At 51.3% G+C, this 26166-nt stretch carries 19 protein-coding genes; 18 read left to right on the forward strand and 1 reads right to left on the reverse strand.

What is annotated here, in order from left to right:
• Positions 1-665: 665 nt before the first annotated feature.
• Positions 666-1976 (forward strand): hypothetical protein, encoded by a 1311-nt coding sequence (locus tag KF749_03505; protein MBX2990217.1) that lies wholly within the window; start codon positions 666-668, stop codon positions 1974-1976.
• A 1240-nt stretch (positions 1977-3216) separates the two neighbouring features.
• Here KF749_03505 and KF749_03510 read toward each other — a convergent pair.
• Positions 3217-4281 carry a hypothetical protein gene (locus tag KF749_03510; GenBank protein ID MBX2990218.1) on the reverse strand — a complete coding sequence of 355 codons (1065 nt, stop codon included), beginning with the start codon at positions 4279-4281 and terminating at the stop codon, positions 3217-3219.
• Between the two features lie 526 nt (positions 4282-4807).
• Here KF749_03510 and KF749_03515 point away from each other — a divergent pair.
• From KF749_03515 to katG, 17 genes are all read left to right on the forward strand, one after another.
• Positions 4808-7021: a DEAD/DEAH box helicase family protein gene (locus tag KF749_03515; GenBank protein ID MBX2990219.1), complete on the forward strand. Its 2214-nt coding sequence runs from the start codon at positions 4808-4810 to the stop codon at positions 7019-7021.
• Positions 7022-7091: 70 nt separating this feature from the next.
• Positions 7092-8027: a site-specific DNA-methyltransferase gene (locus KF749_03520; GenBank protein MBX2990220.1), complete on the forward strand. Its 936-nt coding sequence runs from the start codon at positions 7092-7094 to the stop codon at positions 8025-8027.
• A gap of 16 nt (positions 8028-8043) precedes the next feature.
• On the forward strand, positions 8044-8481 hold the full coding sequence (locus tag KF749_03525; protein MBX2990221.1) for a restriction endonuclease: 438 nt from the start codon (positions 8044-8046) through the stop codon (positions 8479-8481).
• Positions 8482-8522: 41 nt separating this feature from the next.
• Positions 8523-9779 (forward strand): hypothetical protein, encoded by a 1257-nt coding sequence (locus tag KF749_03530; GenBank protein MBX2990222.1) that lies wholly within the window; start codon positions 8523-8525, stop codon positions 9777-9779.
• Positions 9780-9799: 20 nt separating this feature from the next.
• The gene (locus tag KF749_03535; protein ID MBX2990223.1) at positions 9800-10273 is read left to right on the forward strand and encodes a hypothetical protein; all 474 of its coding nucleotides are present in this window, start codon (positions 9800-9802) and stop codon (positions 10271-10273) included.
• A complete protein-coding gene (locus KF749_03540) occupies positions 10252-11667 on the forward strand; it encodes a DEAD/DEAH box helicase (protein MBX2990224.1) in 1416 nt (471 codons plus the stop codon). The genes KF749_03535 and KF749_03540 overlap by 22 nt, the downstream gene beginning before the upstream one ends.
• 9 nt (positions 11668-11676) lie before the next feature.
• Positions 11677-12633, forward strand: coding sequence for a DUF3883 domain-containing protein (locus KF749_03545; GenBank protein MBX2990225.1), 957 nt, complete (start codon positions 11677-11679; stop codon positions 12631-12633).
• Between the two features lie 158 nt (positions 12634-12791).
• Positions 12792-13001 carry a hypothetical protein gene (locus tag KF749_03550; GenBank protein ID MBX2990226.1) on the forward strand — a complete coding sequence of 70 codons (210 nt, stop codon included), beginning with the start codon at positions 12792-12794 and terminating at the stop codon, positions 12999-13001.
• Positions 12998-13351: a four helix bundle protein gene (locus KF749_03555; protein ID MBX2990227.1), complete on the forward strand. Its 354-nt coding sequence runs from the start codon at positions 12998-13000 to the stop codon at positions 13349-13351. The genes KF749_03550 and KF749_03555 overlap by 4 nt, the downstream gene beginning before the upstream one ends.
• A 372-nt stretch (positions 13352-13723) precedes the next feature.
• Positions 13724-15985 (forward strand): SIR2 family protein, encoded by a 2262-nt coding sequence (locus tag KF749_03560; GenBank protein ID MBX2990228.1) that lies wholly within the window; start codon positions 13724-13726, stop codon positions 15983-15985.
• 400 nt (positions 15986-16385) lie between these two features.
• Entirely contained in the window at positions 16386-17039 is a 654-nt protein-coding gene (locus KF749_03565) for a hypothetical protein (GenBank protein MBX2990229.1), read from the forward strand.
• A 49-nt stretch (positions 17040-17088) separates the two neighbouring features.
• Positions 17089-18078: a fatty acid desaturase gene (locus tag KF749_03570; GenBank protein MBX2990230.1), complete on the forward strand. Its 990-nt coding sequence runs from the start codon at positions 17089-17091 to the stop codon at positions 18076-18078.
• A 57-nt stretch (positions 18079-18135) separates the two neighbouring features.
• A complete protein-coding gene (locus KF749_03575) occupies positions 18136-18495 on the forward strand; it encodes an SAM-dependent DNA methyltransferase (protein MBX2990231.1) in 360 nt (119 codons plus the stop codon).
• A gap of 73 nt (positions 18496-18568) precedes the next feature.
• The gene (locus KF749_03580; protein MBX2990232.1) at positions 18569-19222 is read left to right on the forward strand and encodes a hypothetical protein; all 654 of its coding nucleotides are present in this window, start codon (positions 18569-18571) and stop codon (positions 19220-19222) included.
• 70 nt (positions 19223-19292) lie between these two features.
• A complete protein-coding gene (locus tag KF749_03585; protein ID MBX2990233.1) occupies positions 19293-20456 on the forward strand; it encodes a restriction endonuclease subunit S in 1164 nt (387 codons plus the stop codon).
• A gap of 1120 nt (positions 20457-21576) precedes the next feature.
• On the forward strand, positions 21577-22134 hold the full coding sequence (locus KF749_03590; protein MBX2990234.1) for a hypothetical protein: 558 nt from the start codon (positions 21577-21579) through the stop codon (positions 22132-22134).
• A gap of 1612 nt (positions 22135-23746) precedes the next feature.
• The gene (katG, locus tag KF749_03595; protein ID MBX2990235.1) at positions 23747-25921 is read left to right on the forward strand and encodes a catalase/peroxidase HPI; all 2175 of its coding nucleotides are present in this window, start codon (positions 23747-23749) and stop codon (positions 25919-25921) included.
• The last annotated feature ends 245 nt before the right edge of the window (positions 25922-26166 follow it).

The raw sequence follows: 26166 nt of genomic DNA on the forward strand, positions 1-26166 counted from the left end.
GATTCTCCGAATCGCCCCTTGCGCAAGTTCAGCCCCAACGGGGCGGGATATTATAGCCGGGGACGAAGTCCCCGGACAACATCATAAGAGATGCATTCACACAACCCTGAAGGGGTTGGATATCATCAGCAAGTATCTCCACCCCTTCAGGGTGATGAGATCGTTCTTCTGTTTTACTGTCTTGGGACTGCGTCCCAAGCTGTTGTATCTGACCCCCGCCAAACCGCCAAAAAAAGATCGGCGGTCAGGAAGGTAAGGCACGGCGGGCAAGCCGTTGGGGTCGGAAAAGGCAGCGGGTTTTGGATGACCGGCCTGTTGCGGGACGGAGTCCCGTGCTACAGCTTGTAGCGCGATTCTCCGAATCGCCCCTTGCGCAGGTTGCCTCCGGGTTAGCGCGTCTCTCACGTGTTTGCACCTCTTTGGCTGCGCTAACTCCGGCCGCAAGAACAAGTTCAAACACATTCCCATGTGTGTACTGCGCAATGCAGATAAGGCGGAGGGTCACGCTTCACGGCTGTTGTTGATTCTCATTGATAAACTCACTATTCTGAACTGTGACTCTGTCACCGAGTCTCCCGCATACCTTTTCCTAACGTTGTCCCGCTGTCCTGTTCATTATTTCCCAGTGAGGTTCCAAGATGAAAACATTCATGCAAGGAATTACCTTGCCAATTTTGTTCTTTGCTGCTTGCTCGCACGCGCAGCATGCGGACTGGACCTTGACGTTCAGAAACGGAAACGTATCATCCGTTGAGCACACACATGTGATATTGCATTCCTTTGATCATAACATATTGTACTATGCTACAGGTGGATTTGTAGGATCGGTTCATCGTGATTCTATCACCGTTCTTTCCCGAACGCAAGGCACCGAGGGCCTTATACGAAATATTATCGTTGGCGCGTTAGGGTTCGGTGGTGCCGGATATATGATCGGACAAGTGATAAGCAAGGATGATGAGGGGATGAGTTACTCTTCTTCATCGGAGAATGAGTCGGAATTGAAAACTATTCTGCCGATCGCCGGTGTTGCAATCGGCGCCGGGATCGGGGCCGCACTGTCTCCGAAGAGGGAGGAACTTTCGTACAATCTGGACAAGATGAATGCACTGCAAAAAACCGCAGTGCTCAATTCACTCATTGCAGGGCAAGCCGTAACTCTGTCGCCGGATCAGGTGAACGGCCCGCAATCCTCGTCCGTTGACGTACTGTACCTGAGAAACGGAAGCGTCATCAGGGGAAGTGTTACTGAAATGATCCCCGACAGCACCGTGAAGATTCGCACTGCGGACAGCAGCCTGTTTGTCTTCCGCATGGCCGAAGTCGAAAAGCTTGTCAAGGACGAACGGACAGTGCAGCAGGAACCGGCAGGCGCACAACAATCTGCGACGATGCCGGACGCAACGCGGGCACCAAGGCTATTCCCGGGAGAAAATGCGCGGCCCCTGAGCTTTTCAATTCTTGCCGGAGTGGGATTTCCGGTCAGCAACTACAAGAGCGGGGCGGAAATCGGGTTTGGAGGGAGAGCCGAACTGAACTATCAGATTACACCGATGTTTGGATGGGCCAGCACCGCAACGGTAATGTTCAACAATCCCAAGAATATTCCACCGGGCTATGATGTCAGCACGTACTCCACGGTGTTCGTACTTACAGGACTCCGGTTGGGGGAAACCGCTTCGAATGGTAGCCGGCCATACCTCCTGGCGCAAGCGGGGTTACTATTCGGGAGCACTCCATCCGTGTCGGCGACATTCAACGGGATAACAGCGACCCAATCTTCTGCCAGCGGAACCGCGTTCGGTTACGGAATTGCCGGAGGCCTGATCGTCAACGACCGCTTCCATCTTTGTGTCAGCTATCTCAAAGGAACGCCGGAAGTAACAATCACAGCCTCAGGGGGTGGGTATAGCTACTCCGCTAAAGGCGAACTGCCCTTTTCCATTATCTTCGCAGGTCTTGGCGTGAGCTTCTGAGGCCGAACTGTGCCGGTCTCGCATGTTAATTGTGTCCGTCACGGTACATGGTGATTCCGGGAAACCCCCGCCTAATTAATAGCGGGGCAGGCGTGAGGGCCGAGCTAAGCTCATGTGGCGCTGCTTTCGACAGGCTCAAGCAGCGGCTCTGGCGGTGATGATCAATTGTCGGGGTGATGAGATCGTTCTTGTGTTTTTCTGTCTTGGGACTTCGTCCCAAGCTGTAGTATCTGACCCCCGCCAAACCGCCAAAAAAAGATCGGCGGTCAGGAAGGTAAGGCACGGCGGGCAAGCCGTTGGGGTCGGGGCGGATGGCCCCGTGGCTTTGCAATGCCTGATGCGGGACGGAGTCCCGAGCTACAGCTTGTAGCGCGATTCTCCGAATCGCCCGTTGCGCAAATTCAGCCCCAACGGGGCGGGATATTATAGCCGGGGACGAAGTCCCCGGACAACATCATAAGAGAAGCATTCCCACAACCCTGAAGGGGTTGGATATCATCAGCGGTATCTCACCCTTTCAGGGTGATGATGTCGTTCTTCTGTTTTTCTGTCTTGGGACTTCGTCCCAAGCTGTTGTATCTGACCCCCGCCAAACCGCAAAAAAAGATCGGCGGTCAGGAAGGTAAGGCACGGCGGGCAAGCCGTTGGGGTCGGGTAAGGCAGCGGGTTTTGGTTGACCGGCCTGTTGCGGGACGGAGTCCCGAGTTACGGCGTGTTGCACGGCGCCCGGGGTAAAGAACTCAAGAGTTCTTGCAATACGAGGGGACACGCCGGAGGCGTGTCCCTACCAACCCATTTTTTGTAGGGACACGGCTCCCCGCCTGCCATAGCGGTTCATCGAAGGCGGGCAGGCGCCGTGTCCAATGGTTTTCTTGGTCGTCGTGAACCATTTCATGACGACAAACTGGGCAACGCGTGGATGTCCGAAAAGGCGCTGTGCGTGTCACGGAATGGTCCGTGACACCCGAGTTACTTTACCGATGCAACCATCATACGCTCTGCGTCTTCGATCGGAAAGATATTGCTGTGAGATTTCTGATCAACGGACTTACCGGGCAGTTTAGAGAAAAAAATGCAGCCCGCAGTTGAGGGGCGAGCAATGCGTTTAAAGTCACGGAACTGTATTTGCAAAGACATCACCTGCTGCAATTGGTCAGTAAAGGAAACTTGGGGCTTTGGACACTCGGCTGTCGAGCTGGCGATTCTGATCCTCGCAGCAAGTGGCTATTTAAAACGAAAATCAATTCTGGGCTCCAATCTCGTCCAAAAGCTCTCTGGGTAGATACTTCTCCCACCCGCCATCAACAAGAAAGGCCTCCTCAATTGGAATTACTGTCATGCGGCCTTTATAAATACCGTTGTCATCTTCCACCAACATGCCAGAGCTAATGTTGAGGAGGAGGTCTTTAGTGGTAGTGTTTGCTAGGATTGTGATGTTTGGTATTCCCGGCGAAGTAATCCTGCTTAGCTTCTTCCAGGCGTATGGTATCATGATTCTGGGTAGTAGCGGCTTCACCAAGGTATCGCACTTCCTTTTTTGATTGATGCTAATCCCGTACATCGCAAACTCGCCAAGCTTGTTTGGGCTTGCCTGTTCGTCAATATGGGATTGAAACAGTGCTCTGATCATGTCTATCCCACCGATTGAACTTAAGTTTGGGTCGTTGCTGGATGAGCCATTCCCCTGATCAAACCAGTCAGGTAGTCTGTTGTGCAGTGTGTAATCGTTTATGACATCCAATACCGGTAGTAGCTCATCCAGATAAGGTACGGTTTCCTGTCCCTCTGCTTCACGTTTTCTCATCATGTCAATGAACGTCATTACTTTGTTGAGAGCTTTCCCGTCTCTGCCTAATGCATCGATATCAAGAAATCCGATTGAGCCAACCTTCCCACCAGGCTGAACTGCACAGATTCCGAGTCCTATCAACTTCGTATCGATCTGTTTTCCCAGATATATCTGACTGACCTTGTTATTACGGTCGACCGACGATACGGCGTGTTCAATATCGGCATAGGAGGATAACGTATAGAATCGTTCGGCTCCGTAGCGTTTCGTTCCTGCCACCGCAAGCGGAAACTCCGCCAACTGCTCGGGGGGAACTTCAAGGTGGATGTGAAACTGTGAGTAATATCGGTCGCCTTGATTGTCTCCAAAGTCAAATATGTTTTTATCAAGGTAGGGGAGGATTTTCTCTGGGTTTTCATGATACGACCTTTGAGTTCCAACCCCGCTCCAAACAAGCGGGAGGGCATATTCCTTGCCCTGTAAGGTGATACGCTCGTTTGACCTGCTCCTGAACACAAACTGTCTTCGTATTGATCGAGGACTATTCAGAATGATGTCTGCTATCTGCTTTGAATCAATTCGGCGAGTCAATTTGTCCTCAGTCGTTGAATACTCTTGAAGGTACTACAAGAAATCAGAACGGTGACATCCCAAGCTGTGGAAGGGCAGGAATATTTTTGACCTTTACAAGAGTAGTGAATGCTTATGATATTTGCAAGACAGTAGCCCAATATGTTAACGCCCAATTGTTAACGCCCAATAGAAAGAGGTTCTTGCAAATCTCCTTCCGTTTTCCTATCCTTTAACCAGGGAACTTATCTGCTGCATATCATCCGGCGCTGACAGGGGCTCCGGTCTGATATTAACTTCTATGGCTTACCACCTCGAAGACAGGGCGAGGTGCCGTACGCTGTGGCGTACTTTATTCTGTTGGCAGCCCCGGCTGCCTGTTGGTCTGGCACAAATGACTGTTCAGGGGAATGAAACGACCTAAACACAACTGCCTATTCCAAGTATCCTGTCTTCAGAGCAGCAACTGACGATGTCACCACTCCGCGTCTCCGAAGCCCAAACACGCTATTCCCTCATCGATCCGCAACTCCGCACTGCGGGCTGGAACCTTGCCGACCATACGCAGGTCCGCATTGAGATTCCCGTAGCAGGCTACGACGCCTCACCGGCACAGGGCTTCACCGACTACTGTCTGTATGCATCCAACGGCGACGTCCTCGCTGTCGTCGAAGCCAAGCGTACGAGCCGCGACCCGCGTGTGGGCAAGCAGCAAGTGCTCGACTACGTCACAGCGATTGGCACAACGCAATCCCACCGCCCCTTTGCATTCATGGCAAACGGCGAGGATGTGTTCTTCTGGGACACTGAAGCCGGAGCCGAGCGGCATGTTGCAGGATTCTTCCGGCGTGAAGACCTTGAACGACTTTTGTTTCTAAAGCAAAACCGCAAACCCATCAACACTATCACGATCAATGATACGATTGTGAATCGCTCGTATCAGATCGAAGCCATTCGCAGAATCTCGGAAGCCATCGAGAAGAAGAAAAAGCGCAAAGCTCTCCTCGTGATGGCAACCGGCACGGGCAAAACCCGGACGACCATGGCGCTAATCGATGTCTTTCTCCGTGCACATCAGGCGCAGCGTGTGTTGTTCCTTGCAGACCGTGACGCCCTTGTGGAGCAGGCGCTCACCGACGGGTTCAAAGTCCATTTGCCGCACGAGGCACGCGCACGCATCAGGACGTATGCAATTGACCGTACCAAACGTGTCTATGTCTCGACGCTGCAAACTCTTGAGATGTGCTACAGTAAATTCAGTCCTGCAGAGTTCGACCTCATCGTTGCGGACGAGTGCCACCGCTCGATCTACAACAAGGCAACGGATGTGCTCGCCTACTTCGATGCGATTCAGATCGGACTCACGGCAACACCGGCGGAGTTCGTTGACAGGGATACGTTCAAGTTTTTTGATTCTGACCCCGCCAAAGAAGGCGGGGCAGGCGGCCGCATCCCGACATTCAACTACCCGTTCTCCGATGCGGTGAAGGAGGGGTACCTCGTTGACTTCGACGTCTATTCGGCGCAGACGAAATTCCAGCGCAAAGGCATCAAGGGAGTTGACCTCAGCGAAGAGGACAAGGAGTCTCTGCGCAAGCGGGGCATCGACCCTGAGGATGTCAACTATGAGGGAACCGATCTTGAGAAGAAGGTCACCAACAAGGATACACTCTGCCGCCAGTGGGAAGAGTTCATGGATGTCTGTCTCAAGGATTCCTCCGGACAGCTTCCCGCCAAGAGCATCGTCTTTGCGATTACACACAAGCACGCCATGCGTCTTGCGGATGCGTTCAACGAGATGTATCCCGAGTACGACGGCAAGCTTGTGCAGGTGATCACCTCAAAGATGGAGCGTGCGCCGACGCTTCTCGATACCTTCAAGAAGCAGGACCTTCCCCGCATTGCCATCTCGGTGGATATGCTCGACACCGGCGTGGACTTTCCCGAAGTGGTGAACCTTGCGTTCATGAAGCCGATCAACTCGCAGATCAAGTTCTGGCAGATGATCGGGAGAGGAACACGCAGCCACGAAGCGTGCAAGCGACTGGATTGGCTCCCAAACCGTGAGAAGGACAAGTTTCTTATCGTGGACTTCTGGGAGAACTTCGAGCATTTCAACATGATGCCGAAGGACGGCGAAACCACTGGACAGATACCGGTGTTGGTGAGCATTTTCAATACGCGCCTCACCAAGCTTGAGGTGCTGTTCGCAAGCGACGAGTCATTGCGAGGAGCGCTGGCACAATCGGCCCCTTCGACAGGCTCAGGGGCCTCCCTTTCAGCAGGCTCGGGGACCGGCCGCTCGCCACGATTAGCGGCCGCGGAGGCCCAGAGTAATCGCACGAGTCCGACGCCTGAGCTTGTCGAAGGCGTCGATGCAGCTGACACCCGTCGCATCATCACCGACCTCCGTGCACTCATTGCCCGCATCCCACAAGAATCCTACTCGGTGAAGTTAGCAATGAAGGAAGTCCGCGAGGCGTGGCAGGACGACTTCTGGCGATACATCACCGCTGCAAAGATCGAGTTCCTCCGGATGAAAGTTGCGCCGCTTCTCCGGTTTGTGCCGCATGTAAAGCCAGCGAAAGAGTTCTTTGTGAGCAAGATGGAGCGCTGTGGATTGGCCCTGTTGCATGGAAGAACATCAAGACAGACATGGAATCGATCAGAGAAGATGTATGTTTAGTAAAGTTTGCTACCTTTCATGTCATGATTTATGGAAATCGTTCACTTTACCTTTGATGGAGTGTGATTAGATAGTGAAAAAGAAAAAGAAGCCAATTATCGAACAGCTATTCAGCCCAAATGCTGATGTTGTTCTCTTCAAAGGTGATGCAAGGGATCTTCTGAAGAGTGTGCCTAACGATTCAATACAACTGATCGTGACTTCGCCTCCATACAATGTGGGCAAAGAGTACGAACAGGTAAAGAATATCAAAGAGTATCTAGAGGAACAGAGGGAGGTCATAGAGTTATGTGTGGATCGATTGAAGCCAACTGGGAGTCTGTGCTGGCAGGTAGGAAACTATGTTTCGACTAATTCCGAAATCATCCCGCTGGACGTACTGCTATATCAGGTATTCAAGGACAATGGTCTTCTATTGCGTAATAGAATTGTTTGGCACTTTGAACATGGTTTGCACAGCCAAAGAAGGTTTAGCGGGAGGTATGAAACGATATTGTGGTTTACGAAAGACACCAACGATTACTATTTCGACCTAGACTCTGTAAGGGTTCCCCAAAAGTATCCAGGAAAACGGTCGTTCAGGGGACCCAATGCGGGCAAGTACTCAGGTCATCCAGACGGAAAGAACCCAACCGACTTTTGGGCTCATGAATTCACATCGACGATATGGGATATTCCAAACGTTAAAGCCAATCATGTAGAAAAGACTGACCATCCTTGCCAGTTTCCAATTGGAATGATTCAACGTCTGATAAGAGCCTTCACTAAGAAAGGTGATTGGGTATTAGATCCGTTTATGGGCTCTGGAACGACATCTTGTGCAGCCATTCTTGAAAAGAGAAGACCAATCGGTGCGGAGATACTCCCAAGGTATCACCGAATCGCTTTGAAGAGGACACGAGATGCGTGGAACGGTACTTTGAAATTTAGGCCATATGATAAGCCAATCTATCAACCAAAACCTGGAAGCAAACTAACTTTGAGGGAACCCGAGCTTGAGAATTAGGCAAACCCATAGCCATATGAACGGCAAAGGGATTTTGGAGTCCAAAGGAGTCTTGCTGAATGAAATCGTCGAGGTACTCTCAGACCATACTCTGCGATTTGAAAGCGGCAGGTCGTCAGCAATAAAGCAAGCTACATCAAGAAAACTGAACAAGTGTGGATGGGCCGATACTATTAGAATAGGTACGTCAAATCTTAGCATCAATTTCATGAAAGATCGAGTGGGGCTTTGCCTCCAATTGGGCAATGTCGCCCGAACTTATGCAGATATTCTGAAAATGCAGTATCTCTACGAGAAAAAAGTCATCGATGTTGGGATTATCGCTGTCCCGGTTTATGAAGCGTCTAAGCAACTGGGTGCGAACTACGCAGAATACGGCCGCCTTACGAAAGAGTTGAAGCTCTTTCAAGCATTCGTCACTGGCCCTATAGTTGTTTTCGGTCTAGCTTCATAGGCAACCTTCTATTCATTCTTGATGAAAAAGGAATGACCAAAATGAATAAGACGCAGAGAATCGAATATCTGAGAACACTTGTTCGTGCGCAAACAGCTAGCGAAGAAAGGAGAACTTTCCGGATTACTTTTCGAAGAGAGAATCTCGACAGAGTAGTTATTCGTGTTGACAGCAATTTCTTGCGCTATCGACTTCAGAATGGAAGGACGCACAGGAGGCAAATTCTATATCTCAAGAACCATCCCGATGCGCCAAGCAACTTGTTTAGCGACCCAGAGTCTGAGGCCGCTCAGCGCGCACAAGAACTGATCCTTCTTGATATGGTGAATGAAAAGAATCTATACAAGAACTTGATTGACGAAAAGCAAAAGGAACCTGCCATAATCACATTTGACGGCTACGTACTCAATGGCAATCGCAGACTGGCAGCGCTTCGACGTGCAAATGTCCAATACATGGATTGTGTCGTTTTGCCCGAAGATGCGCTCCCAAATGATTTGTATGAAGTTGAACTTGACCTGCAAATGGCTGAAAAGACCGAATTGGAGTATGACTGGGTTGATGAACTCTTGCACATTAGATATGGCCTTGAAACGCTGGGTGAAAGTGATATTACGATTCGTAAAACTATGAGGCTGGAAAAACCTGAGTTCGATTCTCTGTACTACAAATTACTTCTCGTTGATCAGTACTTGGGTTGGACCAAACGGTCTGGGCAATATGATCTGGTTGAATATGATGAGGAAGCATTCAAACAACTGGCAAAACTCCTACCAAAGATATCAGACGACGCGAAGAGGGAGTTCTTCAAACGGAGCGTTTTTGCTCTTATCCTCACTCCACCAGAAGAAGAGCGATTGTACAAACACATCCGACGGCTCTACAGCAATCTTGATAATGTCTACACAAAATTCTGTGAGTCGGCCAAGCAGAAAACGTTTCGGGAAGACGATACCATGAAACGGACCGTTGATGAGGACGACCCACTTGCACTAGTGGCATCCGTTGAAGGCTCAGAAGGAGGCGCATCCTCTTCACAATTCTTTGAGACCTCAGATAGTGCAAAGGAAGATGTAACCGACCTGATGAACGTCATTGATGATGTTGTTGCTCAAGAAACCGAAGAACGGGATAGAAATGCAGCATATGAGGCAGTTTCGGAGGCACAGAGATTACTTCAAGGGCTAACGATTGACTCTTTAACGACTGACCAAGCAGCGATTAAGAGCAAACTCACCGAAATAATCAGAAAATCTAAGGAGTTACTTTCGTCCATTGAAAAGACGAAAACAGAATAGACTTATTGAGGATATTCAACGTGCCTTTGCAGATTTCTTTTGATAGCTCAAGCGCTTTGGTTCTGATTGAGAACGTGGAACTCCCTTTGACGGCTTGGGATCAGATATACTTTCTGTGCCTTCCATTATCTGAAAACATCCCCGCCAAATCCAGTGGCCGCTTATCAATTCCATGGTTCAAGTTTCAGTCGGTGCTGCAGTCTCTTGCCCGTATTGTAGCAACAGAGAAGATTGCAGTTTTCTACGATGCTTATTCCAAAGAACTGATCAGACAGCAGGCATCCGATCTCAAAGAGCTTCAGATTGCTTTGAAAGATAAAATCCCACCGGATAGCAAATTTGACCAAACCATCTTCGGCAGCGTACTTAAACGAAAGCTAACCAAGGAGCAGTCAAGAGATGGGGGAAACTTCTTGGACTTAGACATGGTGCAAATTTCTCAGTTCCTGGGGCGGGAAAAACAAGTACCCTGTTGGCGATCCACGCAATACTAAGGAGCAAAAAGGTAGTCACAAATCTTCTTGTAGTTGCTCCAAGGAATGCATTCATCTCCTGGGAAGACGAGCTATCCCTTTGCTTTGAGGGTGATCTCATGAAAGCAACGAGGTTGACAGGAGGGCGAGAAAGAATATCCGACCTTCTCAGAGATAATCCATCGATTTCTCTGATTACCTATCATCAGCTACCAACAGTGATTAACGAGTTGCTTGTCTTCTTGCAGAGAAACAAAGTTCATCTAGTCCTTGACGAATCTCATCGGATTAAGAGCGGTCCGCCTGGTGTTCATTTCTCTGCTGTTATCAGGATGGCGACCTTGGGCATACGCAGAGATATTCTGTCGGGTACTCCCATGCCTCAATCCTACAACGATTTGGTCCCCCAGTTTGATTTCCTATGGCCCGGGTCTCATGTGTTGGAACCGTCGAAGTTCAATTCGGCAACTGAAGAGCAGCACCAGTATGTTAACAGACGAATCAAGCCCATCTACGCGAGGACTACAAAGAAAGAACTAGGGTTACCCGAGGTCAAGAGGGTCAATACAAGCGTGACACTGGGCGCGATACAACGCGAGCTCTACGGGTTTCTGCGCTCCGAGGCAGCGCGCGTTCTTTCAGGGATGGGCAAGGAACAGGTTGTTAGATTCAGGGAACTGGGCAGGCAAGCGGTTCACCTGCTTCAGCTGGCATCCAACCCGATGTTGATTTCCTCGAGCGATGAGTACCCTAACGAAACCTATCCCATTCCTTCTGACTCACGAGCGTGGGAGCTCTTTTACGATTTCTCCAAATACGAACACCCGGCGAAAGTAGAATATGCTGTTCGACGGACAAAGGAAATTACTTCTCACGGCAATAAGGTCGTTTTGTGGTCCTCGTTTGTTAGGAACATAGAGTTGTTGGAAAACTTGTTAAGCAACCTGAATCCAGTCTCAATCCATGGTGGGGTAGACACAGGCAGTGAATTGGAATTGGAATCTAGGGAGGGGCGAATCCGGCGATTTCATGTGGACAGTGAATGCAAAGTATTGATTGCAAATCCTGCTGCTTGTGGTGAGGGAATCAGCCTGCACAGGGTATGTCACCATGCTCTGTATCTGGACAGGACATTTAACGCCGCGCATTACCTACAATCAGTTGACAGGATTCACCGCCTTGGACTCCCTCCGGGTGTCATAACGCATGTTGAGATCCTGCAAGCTCATGATACTATTGACCAAGTTGTAGATAATAGGCTGAAGGAGAAGATAGCAGCAATGGCCCAGGTCCTGGATGACCCTGATCTGAGGGCTTTGGCATACGACCCCGAAGATGTCGTTGAAGACATGCCCGCAGGGATTGACACCAGAGACATAGCAGAGATTCAGAATCACATCTTGAGTGGAGCATAGTCTATTTATATGCCAACTGTCTCTCCTGGAAGAATCACGGCGGTGTGGGTTATCCTAAAGGTTGCTGCTCGGCGCTCAGTAAAACTGAAGAGAGATCTTCTCGCTGTTGCTGGCAACACATCTTTGCGTGGTGGCACTTTACCTTTACTAGATGGCTTCGAACTTGCAATACTTGCTGGCTTCTTGAAGACAGATGCCGACAATGTTGAGCTAACAGAGAGGGGATTCGCAATACAATCGTCGTGTAATACGGATGAACCAAGTCAAGAAATTATTAGAAGCATCTTGATGACTCTCATCCTACAACTTATGCCTCGGTGGACCTGGTTCGTGACGAGACCCTTGCAGGAACGTCTTTCAGCGGTTCCGGCTGATTGGCTTGAAGTTTTGCGACTTGCGGATCTAATTGATCAACCGCTTTCGGAATCTTCGTCAAGTTGGTGGAGGCACCTTCAGCTCGAGATTAGGGAGATCGACCGACGTCTTCGAAATAAAATTGGAAGACGTGGGGAGGAGATGACGATCCAATTTGAGAAAGAGAGACTGGATTCTCAAGCCCTACCTGAGTTGTCATCCAACATCAAATGGAAGTCCCTTGAGAGTGATGAATTCGGGTATGATGTAGCCTCATTTGCAGGTCTCTCTCCATTCAATGCTGACAGTCCAGAGCTAGATATCCTCATTGAAGTGAAATCGACTTCCACAAAAGCTGATCAGATCTTTCGACTTTACCTGTCGCGCAACGAATGGGAAGTTGCATTATTGAATGCAAATCGGTACTTCTTTTTCTTATGGAGAGGGGTCGACCCAAATGCAACCGCACCTCACATCGACGGGCCATTAATTGTTCCCGCCTCTATTGTATGTCAACACGCTCCAAGAGATGTGACGGGTTCAGGTCAGTGGACCAATTGCCGGATCGAACTAGATATCAACGGAATGGTTTCCGAGATTCTCCGAGTTTGAAACACCGTGTTTATGTTAGGGGTACAGTAGGTGGTGAGCTAAATGAGCTATGCCACCTTGTTAGACAAGCATATAGGTGAAGCGTACCTTCTCGTCTGAAAACGTTGGGGAAACCATGCAGCCCGGTCAGTTTTTGCGTTAGGCGGCCGGAGGGTTCAGTGCCGCCTCATTGCTTTTCGTCGGCGGCGGCACCGAAGCGAATGCGGAGCCCGAAGGACGCCGACCCCGAACGGAGTGAGGGGGAACGCCCAAATAATCCAGCACATGCAGGACGCCATCTTTATCATCCCGAAGGCATCGCTGCTGCAGGAGGCGGCGGGTTGGAAGTCGGATTGCGGATTGTTGATTGCGGAAGGAAATATTGGTGAACTCGGATGAATTGAAGAAACGAACAAAGCTGTTTGCGCTGGCAGTTATCGGTCTTGTAGAATCCTTACCGCCAGTGAAAACGTCAGATGTGCTTGGGAAGCAACTGCTACGCTCTGCAACCTCTGTCGGCGCGAATTACCGAGCAGCATGCCGTGCCCGGTCGAAACCGGATTTCATCTCAAAGATTGCAGTGGTCGAAGAAGAAGCCGATGAATCTCTCTATTGGCTCGAACTGCTGGGCGAAAGCGGACTCGTCAAAGGAGCCGACCTGTTGCCAATTCTCAAAGAGGCTGATGAGTTGACGGCGATCTTCACAGCAGCAGCAAAGACGGCGAAAGCTAAGCGATAGGATCTACTTCCGAAACGCCAAATCCGAGGTCGTACAATAATCCCAAATCACCAATCCCAAATCAAAAATCCAAATGACCCGGCTGCGGGCACGGGCGGGTTCCTCGTAAACGCATACGAGCACATCCTCGAATCGAACACCAGTCCCGACGTGCTGGAGTACGACAGCGAAGGGAAGCCGCACCACCTTATTGGCGATAGGATTGCCGTGCCATGGTCTCTGAAGAGTCAGACAGTGCATTCTGTGCACCTTGCAGACCTTTCGTTGCTGATATTCGCAACAATTCTTGTTATTCCCACGGGCAATCATTAGAATTAGTTATTCCCAGAAGCGTTTTGATCATAATCCGATCATATGAGAAGGATTTCGTCAATGAATGCTGAGATTCGCGCGAAGACGCAGGGTAGCCAGCTTCAATCGCTAGTTGACTCGCTGAAGGACCGATATCTTGCCTCGGCCTCTAAGGACGATGTGCGTGATAAAATTGTGTTTGTTTTAGGTGCTGCGGCCTCCTTTGGTTCGGAGATGCCCAGTTGGGAAGTAATAAGAAAGCAAATATTTGATACTGCGGCAGACGTTTTCCGAGACAAGGAGATCTTTGCAAATGAAGTCAGCCGTAAGCTGGCGCCAATAATCGGCCCACCTCCTCCAGGCGTTCATGCCCAAGATTTTCTCGAGAAAGCAACTATCGAACAGATACTAAGTGTGGCTTGCGAGACTGAGGTGCTGGCGGACAGGGTTAGGCAACTTCTCAGGAAAAACTACTGGAGAGAAAAGGAGCCTGGCCTTGGTGAAGCTCCGCAACTAGCGTACGAGATTATTGCTCATTTTCTCAAGCACCGGTTTATTGATGATGTGGTCACATTCAATTTCGATGAGGTACTCGACCATGCCGTCCGCAACGAACTTGACAATGAATCATATGAGATTATAATCTCGGACAAACAGTTTGTAGAAGCGAGTGGAAAGAGGAGAAATTTCTCTCACGTCATTAAACTGCACGGCACTATTTCTATACCACAATCCCTCAGGTTTACACGTGACGAAACGAGGGTCATGTCCCCGGAGATGGTTCGACTGTTGGACAGAGCGTTTTTTGGAGGTCCAGATGAACCTGATCCCCGTTCAAGGATTCATCTCGTGAGTTTTGGATATTCTTGGAGGGACGCTGATTTCTTAAATTGGGTGATTTCGCGAATAGGGCAAGTGAATCACTTGACTATCGTAACACGAAGTGGCGAGGCATCTGACCTACTTCAAACCATGTTTAGAATACATGATGATCTACGACAGAAAACATCATTTGTGGGCACTCAGAAGCTATGTGATACAGAATGCACAATTGACCACCTGATGTGGGCAATATGGAATTCGATTGAATCAGCTTGGGTTGACAAAGAACCATTTGTGCCCGCAGCACGTCACATCTTACTAGGGTATCTATTCGGTCGACGCGCAGACCACAGCCCTCGATATGTGCACACGTCCGAGAAGCGGCTGGAATTTGAGTTGTTCCTACATCTGCTGAAGTGCAAAGGAATGATGAACATTTCGGTGGTGTCAGAGGATCCTCGAATTGCCCTCTGCTCGTCGCTGTATAAGAAGAGCGGGAGTGACCTCATAGACATCGATGGCAGCATCAGGTTCGTTCCAGTTTCACCCAGCCCCAATGCTCATATCAAAGAGACTTTTCTATCGGGATGCAGTAATTTCAATGATCTGACAAGGCGCCTCCTGCAAAGATTGTCAGAGGCCGAGGATCATGTATCCAGGCCAAGAATAGATGCAGAACGAATGATCTTTGATACGATAGACAAGAACGAATTCCTCACAGCTGAAATGAAGAAGGTCTTTCATGGCCCCGAGATCGAGGTCGTATCAGCTCGTGAGACAAAAAGTCAATGGCTCTTCAAACGACCAAAAACCTGCAGTACCTACTATGAGATGCAGATAGAAACAAAGAAAATACTTACATCGGATTGGGAACTGCTGCTTTCAATATCTGAGTCCGGGAAGTGGCTTTTCGACAAAAGGATCCTTGATCTGCTGAGAGAGAGAAAGGGGCTTCTGCTCATGATAAATGCTGGCGGCGATGATTTCGATGACTTCGATCTTTGGAAAGAAATTAATGCTGAATTGAAAGGGATGGAAGCCAGTCTTAAGCTTGAGGTTCTGAGGACAAGAGTTCCGTGGTGGCGTCACAACCGGCACGTGACTCTTACAATAAATAGAGGCCAACCTACGGCTGGATTGTATTTTCAAAGACGGCTAAAAGCTTCTAGAATATCACCCGTAGTTTTGACTCACGAGAATGATTGTATTGAGTTATTGCTCATATTCATGTCTTACTTATTGCGTAGTTTTTCAATCCATTACGAAAGAACCGAGGATGACCTGGTCGAGTCTCTCCTAATTGCAGCGATCATAGTCGACGTAGCGCAGAAAACACGATGTAGTCGAGCGGATTTGAGGACGCGCCTAGACACCATCTCTGAAAAGATCAGATCCGAATTTCGTGATATAAAGAGACGATATGTTTCGGCGGATCTCCCGCTTTCTGACTCGAATCTTGAAAAATTCACTACAAGAGTGGATAAGAAATTCAGAGACCATGGCCTGACGTTACTAGATTGATGGTATCAGTGCTTTCCTAATTCGCTTTTGGCCTTCACACAAACTTGCCCGAGGCAGGCGGGCGTGACACCCGGGCTAACACGGGGGAGGTTGGAACGCGGAAGGCGGCAGAACCCTCATCAGCATATCACACGGTAGAGACGACGCGGCGGGTCGCCTCTACGCATGATCGGCAGTGCGCCGGTCGTGTCACGGAATGGTCCGTGGCACCCGGGTTCAATGACGAACTCAACAATTTCCCGCTAAAGCATGAGAGGTGGGGGTACTAGTGATGAAAGGTGTGATGAAGGCTTGAAGAGAACGAGGAATTATCACGTTTCGCGTTTGCTCTTGTGAGCATTAGTGACGACTCTCCTGACCACACAGGCAAGGCCTGCGATCATCAGTAAATGGAGAAAAAATGATAGAGCGTGACTACATCATGCGCATGATTTCCCAACTGACGCAGTCAATTGCACGTGTACTGCTTCACAAACATGCGCACGAGTATCCATTGGCCCGCAAGGAGCTGCAATCGGCATACAAAAGCCTGTTGGGCTTGACCCCTGAATTGTTGCATCAGTTCTCCGACCTTCAGCTCATTGAAATGTTCGGCAATGACGAAGACATCAAAGCTACGAAGTCATATGTGCTTGGTTCGTTGATGAAAGAAGAGGGCGAACTTCTTGTGCTCGAAGGCAACACCGATGCAAGCGACCAGATGTTTCTCCGCGCGCTCAGTCTGTTGCTTGCCTCATTCAATTCAGCGGAAAACGAAGCCGAGCCCGGACACCTCGACAAAATCAATCAACTGCTTGCCAGCCTCTACGGCGCAGAGTTTCCCGTCCATGTAGATGAACAACTGCTGAAGTGCTACGAACTCACCGGAAGATACGACAAGGCCGAGAATGTCCTGTTCGAACTCGTCGAAACAGATCCGTCATGGATTGATAAAGCGTTGGCGTTCTACGGGCGGTTACTCAAACTGCCTGACGAGCAACTGACTGCAGGCGGTTTGTCACGTGATGAGATTCATACGGGAATCAGCGATCTCACATCAAAAGGTCATTCTTGATTTTGCTCCGGACGTTTGGTAAAGTAGCGTATCATAGAGGGACTTCGTTATGCCTTCACAACGTCAATTCAGTCCGCTCGCGATTGCGGACTATGCCCGGCCAAACCTCCGCTCTGCAATCCTCCAGCTGCTCAATACACTAGTTCCGTACGCAGGACTTTGGGTCGTACTGGTACTATTGGTCCGGAACGGCTATCCGTTTTGGGTGATACTACCACCGATGATTGTGACAGCAGGTTTTCTGGTACGTATCTTCATCATCTTTCACGATTGCTGTCATGGATCGTTCTTCTCATCCCGCCGGGCAAACAGAATTCTCGGATATGTTACCGGCCTGCTGACGTTCACCCCGTTCGAACAATGGCGTCGCTCTCACGCCCGCCATCATGACACGGTGGGAAATCTTGATCGCCGGGGAACGGGGGACGTCTGGACTCTGACGGTAGAGGAGTATCGTGCCTCGACAACACGCAAACGATTCCTGTACCGGCTCATTCGCAATCCGGTCATCCTGCTGGGATTTGGACCGCTTGTTCTTTTCCCGATCGTGTACAGGTTTTACGACAAACAGGATGGACGGCGCGAACGCATTTCTGTTGTCGTAACAGACCTTCTCATTGCGGGGGCTGTGACACTGGCTGCGTTGACCATCGGCATTCGGACATTCGCCTTGATTCAAATTCCTCTTTCCCTCCTTGCGGGCGGCATGGGAATCTGGTTGTTCTATGTGCAACATCAATTCGAGGGAGTGTATTGGGCGCGACAGGAGAAGTGGGAGCCGACAAAAGCAGCGTTGGACGGAAGCTCGTATCTCAAATTGCCAATGGTGCTTCAGTGGTTCACGGGACACATCGGCCTGCATCACATCCATCACATTCAGCAACGTATTCCCAATTATCGCCTGCAGCACTGTTTTGATGCGACGCCTGCACTACAAACAATCGCACCGATGACAATCTGGAAAGGATTGAAGTGCCTGAAGTTGAAGCTGTGGGATGAGGAAAAAGGAATGCTTGTGGGGTATCCCCTATTGAAGTGAGCAACGTATCCGTTCCCGCACCATTCGGCGGAATACCGCTGAGCAGTTAGCAGGCGCGTGGCGGAGAATGATATACCGGATATTGTTGAACAATGGAAAACCCGTAGGGGCGAGGTCCCTTCGACTTCGCTCAGGGCAGGCCCCTCGCCCAAATCGAGGCAGGGCGACGAAACGTCGCCCCTACGGATGGCTGCGGAACCCACGGCGTCCTACCGGCACGACCGTAAGGGCAAATGCTTCCTCGTCCCCGCCGATGAAATACGTGCGAACAAATATGACCTCTCCATCTCGCGGTACAAAGAGATCGAGCACAAGGAAATCAAATACGAAAAGCCGCACGTGATTATGGAAAAGGTGCTGGCGCTGGAGGGGGAAATAGCGAAGGATGTGGAGGAAATAAAACGCATGATAGCGTAGGGCGCAATGGGGCGACGAAACGTCGCCCCTACGGTTTCCGCGGAACGAAACGTCGCCCCTACGGAAAACACAAATGGAAATGGAACCACGCCGTCGGAAAAACATCCGTCTGAGGGGATACGATTATTCAGAACCCGGCGCATATTTCGTCACGATATGCACCAAGGATCGCGCATGCATCCTCGGTGAGATTGTGGACGGGACAATGAGGTTGTCGGATGCAGGAAAAACCGTCGAGGCATGGTGGAAGGATATTCCCGCACATTTTCCCAACACACGTTGTGACGTTCTTCAGATAATGCCAAACCATGTGCACGGGATTGTGGAAATAAAAGAGAAATCCCGTAAGGGCGAGGTCGCCTCGCCCAAAATGAACGCATCACCGGAGGGCGACGCAACGTCGCCCCCACGGAAAATCTCGTTGGGCAGGATTGTGGCATATTTCAAATATCAGGCATCGAAATATATCAACGAGGCCAACCGGACACCTGGCAAGAAGGTATTCCAACGCAATTACCACGACCGGATCATCCGCTCGGACGCTGAATATTTCTTTGTCGAACGCTACATCACCCTCAACCCCCTCCTCTGGCACCTCGATTCGGACAACCCGGACATCCGTACCGTTCCGGTTGATGAATTGAAACGCGTGCTCAGGGAACGCCACGGCCTCGATGATCATGCGATTGATTATCTGGTTGATTGCGAAATGAATTACCGCGGATAGGGCGACGTGACGCGGGTGGCGCATATTGGGCGACGGGACGTCGCCCCTACGATGGCACATAGAAAACTACATGACCAATACATTTGAAATACGGAAGCTGGGGGAGGTGGCGGAGTTCTTAAGCGGAGGAACTCCGAGCCGAAAGGTGCCTGAGTACTTTCAAGGGTCTATTCCTTGGATTACCGGCAACGATGTCAAAGGGTTTCGGACCAGAAGCGGGAGAGAGCTTATAACGGAAGAGGCGATTCAAAACAGCGCAACCCACATAGTCCCGAAGGGCGCTGTCCTATTCGTTACGAGGACGGGTGTCGGCAAAGTCTCTATTGCGGACGCTGATATTTGTATCAGCCAAGACTTGACTGGTGTTATACCCAGAGATGGCCTTGATTCTGAATACCTGGCGCGTTATCTCCGCTCAATCTCCGAGAGTCTCAAATCCCAACAACGCGGCACAACAATTCTTGGAATCACGCGGGAGGCGGTCGAACAAATCGAAGTTCCCCTTCCTCCACTTCCCATCCAAAAGCAAATTGCAGCGATATTGGAGAAAGCCGATGCGGCGCGGGAGAAGCGTCTGCAGGCGAACCAACTCACCGAGCAGGTCTTGCAGTCGGCGTTTCTGGAGATGTTTGGGGATCCGGTGACGAATCCGAAGGGGTGGGTGACATACAAGCTTGGTGAACTCGGTGAACTCGAACGTGGAAGGTCCAAACACCGGCCGAGAAATGCCCAACACTTGCTTGGGGGTCCATATCCTCTTATCCAAACTGGCGAGATCGCCAATTCTTCAGGGCATATCACGTCCTACACGCAAACATACTCCGAAGCCGGTCTGCATCAAAGTCGGATGTGGCCGAAGGGAACCCTGTGCATTACCATAGCTGCCAACATTGGGAAGACTGCGATACTTACTTTTGACGCTTGTTTCCCCGATAGCATTGTTGGTTTTACGCCTAACGGCCGCGTGTGCACTGAGTACATTCAACGATGGTTTTCTTTTGTTCAGGCGAGATTGGAAGAGAATGCCCCGATGGTTGCTCAGAAGAATATCAATCTTGAAATCCTACGCAAACAAACTGTCCCAGTCCCGCCAATGGAACACCAACATCAGTTCGCTGCCTTGGTCGAGAAGGTCGAGTCGTTGCGTGCGAAGCAACGCGAATCGGAGAAGGAGTTGGAGGGTTTGTTTCAGTCGTTGATGCAGAGGGCGTTCAAGGGAGAACTTGTGGCTTAAATGACGAAGAACGGAGCATCCGCTGCACGGCGGCTACGAGAACCTGAAGCCGTATCAGATGGCGGAGATTGTGTACGACGCCACGGTGAAATTCTGCAACTCGGTCGTCATGGACCAATCCATGAACAACACGAGAAAGGTCGGCAGACAGGATAGTGTCACGGAATGGTCCGTGACACCCGGGTTAAATTGTGTCGGTCACGGTACGTGTTGATTCCGGGAAACCCCCGCCTAATTAATAGCGGGGCAGGCGTGACGGCCGAGCTAACCAGTAAGTATCTCACCCCTTCAGGGTGATGTCGTGGTTCTCGTGTTTCTGTCTTGGGACTTCGTCCCAAGCTGTAGTATCTGACCCCCGCCAAACCGCCAAAAAAAGATCGGCGGTCAGGAAGGTAAGGCAAAGGCGGGCAAGCCGTTGGGGTCACGTCCAAATGGCCTCATGGCTTTGCAATGCCTGATGCGGGACGGAGTCCCGAGCTACAGCTTGCAGCGCGATTCTCCCGAATCGCCATATGCGGATTCAGCCCCAACGGGGCTGGATATTACAGCCGGGGACGAAGTCCCCGGACAACATCATAAGAGATGCATTCCCACAACCCTGAAGGGGTTGGATATCATCAGCAAGTATCTCACCCCTCCAAGGTGATGTGGTCGTTCTTGTGTTTTTCTGTCTTGGGACTTCGTCCCAAGCTGCAGTATCCGACCCCCGCCTGCCTAACTTGAATCCGTGATGGCGGGCAGGCCTTCGGGGTCATGCACACAGAATCATCTCCCTCCCTCCTACCTCCGGCAGTGATTGCCGGACATCTGCACAATATTGGTCACGCCGTTTTCGCCCGCCGAACAAGTCGTCCATACAAAACTGCAAAAAAATCTGTCAATTGAGTGGCATACCTTCTGCTATGAGGAAGGATAGAGGGTCTTGCCATAGTATCCTCTGGCCATGCGAGGCAGATGCCGGCGGAACGTTTGACGACAAGCGGTACCGCCGGCAGGCTTCGTGAAAACATGATGTACTGTGCAGGGGAGGAGATTGTGACGGGGTTAGAGCAGAACACTCGGTGCACTGAGTGAATAACACAACTCACTAATCCACAAACAATATATACAGGAGGGTCTTATGAGACTCGAACTTCATCCATCCATCAAAGCCATGCGCGGCAAAACCGGGCAATGGGTTTACAAAAAGGTCGGCAACACGGTCTATGCCGCGGACAAGCCGAGGCCCAGCACGAAGCCGCCGACACCGGAACAGCAGGAAACCCGCGACCGGTTCATTCTCTCGACGAACTATGCGAAGGCCGTTATGGCGGATCCGCAGAGCAAAGCGCTTTACGAGGCCGTCGCGACAGCCCAAGGCAAACCTGTGTTTGCGGTCGCCCGAAGAGACTCGCTGGCACGCCCGAGGGTGATGGACATCGACCTGAGCGCGTACAATCGCCAGACAGGAGACACGATCGCCATCCGTGCGGTTGATGACTTCGAAGTCACGGCAGTTGAAGTGACGATCAGGAACGGGCAGGTTCTTGAGAGCGGCACGGCTGTGAAATCCAATAACGGTTTAGGACGTTGGATTTACACCGCAACGACGAATGCCGCCTCGGGAGAGCTCACCATTGAAGCGGTGGCAATCGACAGACCCGGGAACAAGGGAACGAAGACGGAAACGCTGCAGTAGAGCGAACCGTCTGTGAACCCTGAGGAGAGGATCCAGAGCGGCGAAATACCAGGGCCCAGATCGCCGCGATGCTGAGTCCAACTGAAGTAGAAGAAGTACTGAAGCAATACCATGAAACACGTGTTATGAAGCGCCTCGCAGGCATGCGGGGCGTTTCTGTTTTTTTGGGGAAAGAAAACCACGAAGGCACGGAGTTTTGGGACTTCGTCCCAAGCTATAGTATTTGACCCCCGCCAAACCGCCAAAAAAAGATCGGCGGTCAGGAAGGTAAGGCACGGCGGGCAAGCCGTTGGGGTCGGGTAAGGCAGCGGGTTTTGGATGACCGGCCTGTTGCGGGACGGAGTCCCGTGCTACAGCTTGTAGCGTGATTCTCCGAATCGCCCGTTGCGCAAGTTCAGCCCCAACGGGGCGGGATATTATAGCCGGGGACGAAGTCGCAGGATATCATCATAAGAGATGCATTCCCGCAACCCTGAAGGGGTTGGATATCACCAGCAAGTATCTCACCCTTTCAGGGTGATGTGGTCGTGCTCTCCTTTTCTGTCTTGGGACTTCGTCCCAAGCTATAGTATCTGACCCTCGCCAAACCGCCAAAAAAAGATCGGCGGTCAGGAAGGTAAGGCAAAGGCGGGCAAGCCGTTGGGGTCACGTCCGGATGGCCTCATGGCTTTGCAATGCCTGATGCGGGACAGAGGCCCGCGCTACAGCTTGTAGCGCGATTCTCCCGAATCGCCCGTTGCGCAAATTCAGCCCCAACGGGGCGGGATATTATAGCCGGGGACGAAGTCCCCGGACAACATCATAAGAGATGCATTCACACAACCCTGAAGGGGTTGGATATCCTCAGTATGTACTTCACCCCTTCAGGGTGATGAGATCGTACTTGTGTTTTTCTGTCTTGGGACTGCGTCCCAAGCTGTTGTATCTGACCCCCGCCAAACCGCCAAAAAAAGATCGGCGGTCAGGAAGGTAAGGCACGGCGGGCAAGCCGTTGGGGCTAGGTGCGAATGATCTCGCTGCTTTGAAAAACCTGTTGCGGGACGGAGTCCCGTGCTACAGCTTGTAGCGCGATTCTCCCGAATCGCCCCTTGCGCAGGTTCAGCCCCAACGGGGCGGGATATTACAGCCGGGGACGAAGTCCCCGGACAACATCATAAGAGAAGCATTCCCACAACCCTGAAGGGGTTGGATATCACCAGCAAGTATCTCACCCCTTCAGGGTGATGAGATCGTTCTTGTGTCTTTCTGTCTTGGGACTTCGTCCCAAGCTGTAGTATCTGACCCCCTTCGGGGTCATCGCAAAACTTTGGTATGTGTTACGGAAGGTCCCTCGGACAGGAGAGGTGACCGTGGAATCTCACCAACTTCTGGGTGATGTGGTGGTGTTCCTATTTTCTCTCTTGGGACTTCGTCCCAAGCTGGAGTATACGACCACTGCCCGCCTAATTTGTGTCCGTGATTGCAGGCAGGCCTTCGGGGTTGGGCGCCGATGTTTCTGTTCTTCATCGGTCTAGTATCCGACTCCTGAGAGGCTGTTTAACTCAGGCATCGAATCACGATTTTATTTATAATAGGTCTGTCAAACAATCTACATACGAAAGGATTATACACTATGAATGAAAGCAAGTGCCCGGTTCACACACACCCTGCCGGCGGCGGAACGACGAACTTAGATTGGTGGCCAAATCAGTTGAAGCTCGATATACTCCACCAGCAATCCTCCAAGTCCGATCCGATGGGCGGGGATTTCAACTATGCGGAAGAGTTCAAGAGTCTCGACCTGCAGGCCCTGAAGAAGGACCTCCATGACGTTATGACCAAGTCGCAGGACTGGTGGCCAGCGGATTTCGGTCACTACGGGCCTTTGTTCATCCGCATGGCATGGCACAGCGCCGGCACATACCGCACGGGCGACGGCCGCGGCGGTGCAGGCAACGGCAGCCAACGGTTTGCTCCACTCAACAGCTGGCCCGACAACGTGAACCTCGACAAGGCACGCCGACTGCTCTGGCCCATCAAGCAGAAGTACGGCAGGAAAATCTCCTGGGCCGACTTGATGATTCTTGCGGGAAATGTCGCCCTTGAATCCATGGGCTTTAAGACCTTCGGTTTTGGCGGCGGGCGTGAAGATATATGGGAACCGGAAAAAGACATCTATTGGGGCGCCGAGCAGAAGTGGTTGGAAGACAAGCGTTATTCAGGCGACCGCGACCTCGAAAATCCGCTTGCTGCTGTACAGATGGGATTGATTTACGTCAACCCGGAAGGCCCGAACGGCAAGCCGGATCCGGTCGCAGCGGCGAAGGACATTCGCGAGACTTTTGCCCGCATGGCGATGAATGATGAAGAAACGGTTGCGCTGATTGCGGGTGGACATACTTTCGGCAAGACGCACGGCGCGGGCGACGTGACACACGTGGGACCCGAACCGGAAGCGGCAGGCATCGAGGAGCAGGGATTGGGATGGAAAAGCAGTTTTGGCTCCGGCAAAGCGGGCGACACAATCAGCAGCGGTCTGGAAGTCACCTGGACGACCACGCCCACGAAGTGGAGCAACAACTTCTTCTGGAACCTGTTCGGGTACGAATGGGAATTGACGAAGAGTCCTGCGGGCGCGCATCAGTGGGTAGCCAAGGGTGCCGGGGCTACAATTCCTGACGCATTCGATCCGTCGAAGAAGCATGTTCCGACCATGCTCACCACCGACCTCAGCCTGCGTTACGACCCCGAGTACGAAAAGATTTCCCGGCGCTTTATGGAGAACCCGGATCAGTTTGCGGACGCGTTCGCCCGTGCCTGGTTCAAGCTCACTCACCGCGATATGGGTCCTCGCGCACGGTATCTCGGTCCGGAAGTTCCTGCAGAAGAACTCATTTGGCAGGATCCCATTCCGGCGGTCAATCACAAGCTGATCGACGACAAGGATATGGCCACACTCAAGGCAAAGATCTTGGCTTCGGGGTTATCCATCCCCGAGTTGGTCACAACGGCGTGGGCGGCGGCGTCAACATTCCGCGGCTCTGACAAGCGCGGCGGAGCCAACGGTGCCCGCATTCGTCTCGCTCCGCAGAAGGATTGGGAGATCAATCAGCCCGCGAAGCTTGCCAAAGTTCTCAAAACGTTGGAAGGAATCCAGAGTACGTTCAACGGCTCGCAGTCGGGCGGAAAGAAAGTCTCCCTTGCCGACCTGATCGTGTTGGCCGGTTGTGCAGGCGTCGAGCAAGCGGCGAAGAATGCCGGCCATAATGTGACCGTACCCTTCACACCGGGACGCATGGATGCCTCGCAAGAGCAAACCGATGCGGCCTCGTTCGCCGTGCTTGAGCCTGTTGCAGACGGCTTCCGAAACTACCAGAAGGGACGCTATGCAGTATCGGCTGAGGAGTTGCTTGTCGACAAGGCGCAATTGCTGACGCTGACCGCGCCTGAAATGACGGTTCTTGTTGGCGGCATGCGTGTGTTGAATACCAACTTCGGACAGTCGCAACACGGCGTCTTTACCAAGCGACCCGAGACGTTGACCAACGACTTCTTTGTGAACCTTCTGGATATGGGCACGGAATGGAAGCCGGTCTCGAAAGATGCGGACGAGTTTGAAGGCCGCGATCGCAAGACAGGTACCGTGAAGTGGACTGCGACACGCGTCGATCTCGTCTTCGGCTCAAATTCCCAACTCCGTGCACTTGTTGAAGTCTATGCAAGCTCGGATGCGCAGATGAAGTTCGTCGATGACTTCGTAGCAGCATGGAACAAGGTGATGAACCTCGACCGGTTTGACATCGCCTGATGCCATCCGGCAAACGGTTCAACGCGTCGATAGTTGCCGGAGCAGCCAAGAACGGCGTGGTGAGGATTGTAGAGCGGACTCTTGTCCGCTCTACTGTTATCTCACCCCTTCAGGGTGAGGTGTGGTTCTCCTTTTTTCCTTCTTGGGACTTCGTCCCAAGCTGCAATATCCGACCCCTTTGGGGTCATCACAGAAGTATTGCGGCGGCTAGTCTCTCCTTTTCTCTCTTGGGACTTCGTCCCGAA

The sequence above is a fragment of the Bacteroidota bacterium genome, assembly GCA_019637975.1.
Taxonomy (GTDB): Bacteria; Bacteroidota; Ignavibacteria; order UBA10030; family UBA6906; genus CAADGV01.

Bases quoted from the DNA above. Each gene is read 5' to 3' on its own strand.
- KF749_03515 (MBX2990219.1), top strand. From the start codon at position 4,808: ATGTCACCACTCCGCGTCTCCGAAGCCCAAACACGCTATTCCCTCATC.
- KF749_03525 (MBX2990221.1), top strand. From the start codon at position 8,044: ATGAACGGCAAAGGGATTTTGGAGTCCAAAGGAGTCTTGCTGAATGAA.
- KF749_03530 (MBX2990222.1), top strand. From the start codon at position 8,523: ATGAATAAGACGCAGAGAATCGAATATCTGAGAACACTTGTTCGTGCG.
- KF749_03545 (MBX2990225.1), top strand. From the start codon at position 11,677: ATGCCAACTGTCTCTCCTGGAAGAATCACGGCGGTGTGGGTTATCCTA.
- KF749_03560 (MBX2990228.1), top strand. From the start codon at position 13,724: ATGAATGCTGAGATTCGCGCGAAGACGCAGGGTAGCCAGCTTCAATCG.
- KF749_03565 (MBX2990229.1), top strand. From the start codon at position 16,386: ATGATAGAGCGTGACTACATCATGCGCATGATTTCCCAACTGACGCAG.
- KF749_03570 (MBX2990230.1), top strand. From the start codon at position 17,089: ATGCCTTCACAACGTCAATTCAGTCCGCTCGCGATTGCGGACTATGCC.
- KF749_03580 (MBX2990232.1), top strand. From the start codon at position 18,569: ATGGAAATGGAACCACGCCGTCGGAAAAACATCCGTCTGAGGGGATAC.
- KF749_03585 (MBX2990233.1), top strand. From the start codon at position 19,293: ATGACCAATACATTTGAAATACGGAAGCTGGGGGAGGTGGCGGAGTTC.
- KF749_03590 (MBX2990234.1), top strand. From the start codon at position 21,577: ATGAGACTCGAACTTCATCCATCCATCAAAGCCATGCGCGGCAAAACC.
- katG (MBX2990235.1), top strand. From the start codon at position 23,747: ATGAATGAAAGCAAGTGCCCGGTTCACACACACCCTGCCGGCGGCGGA.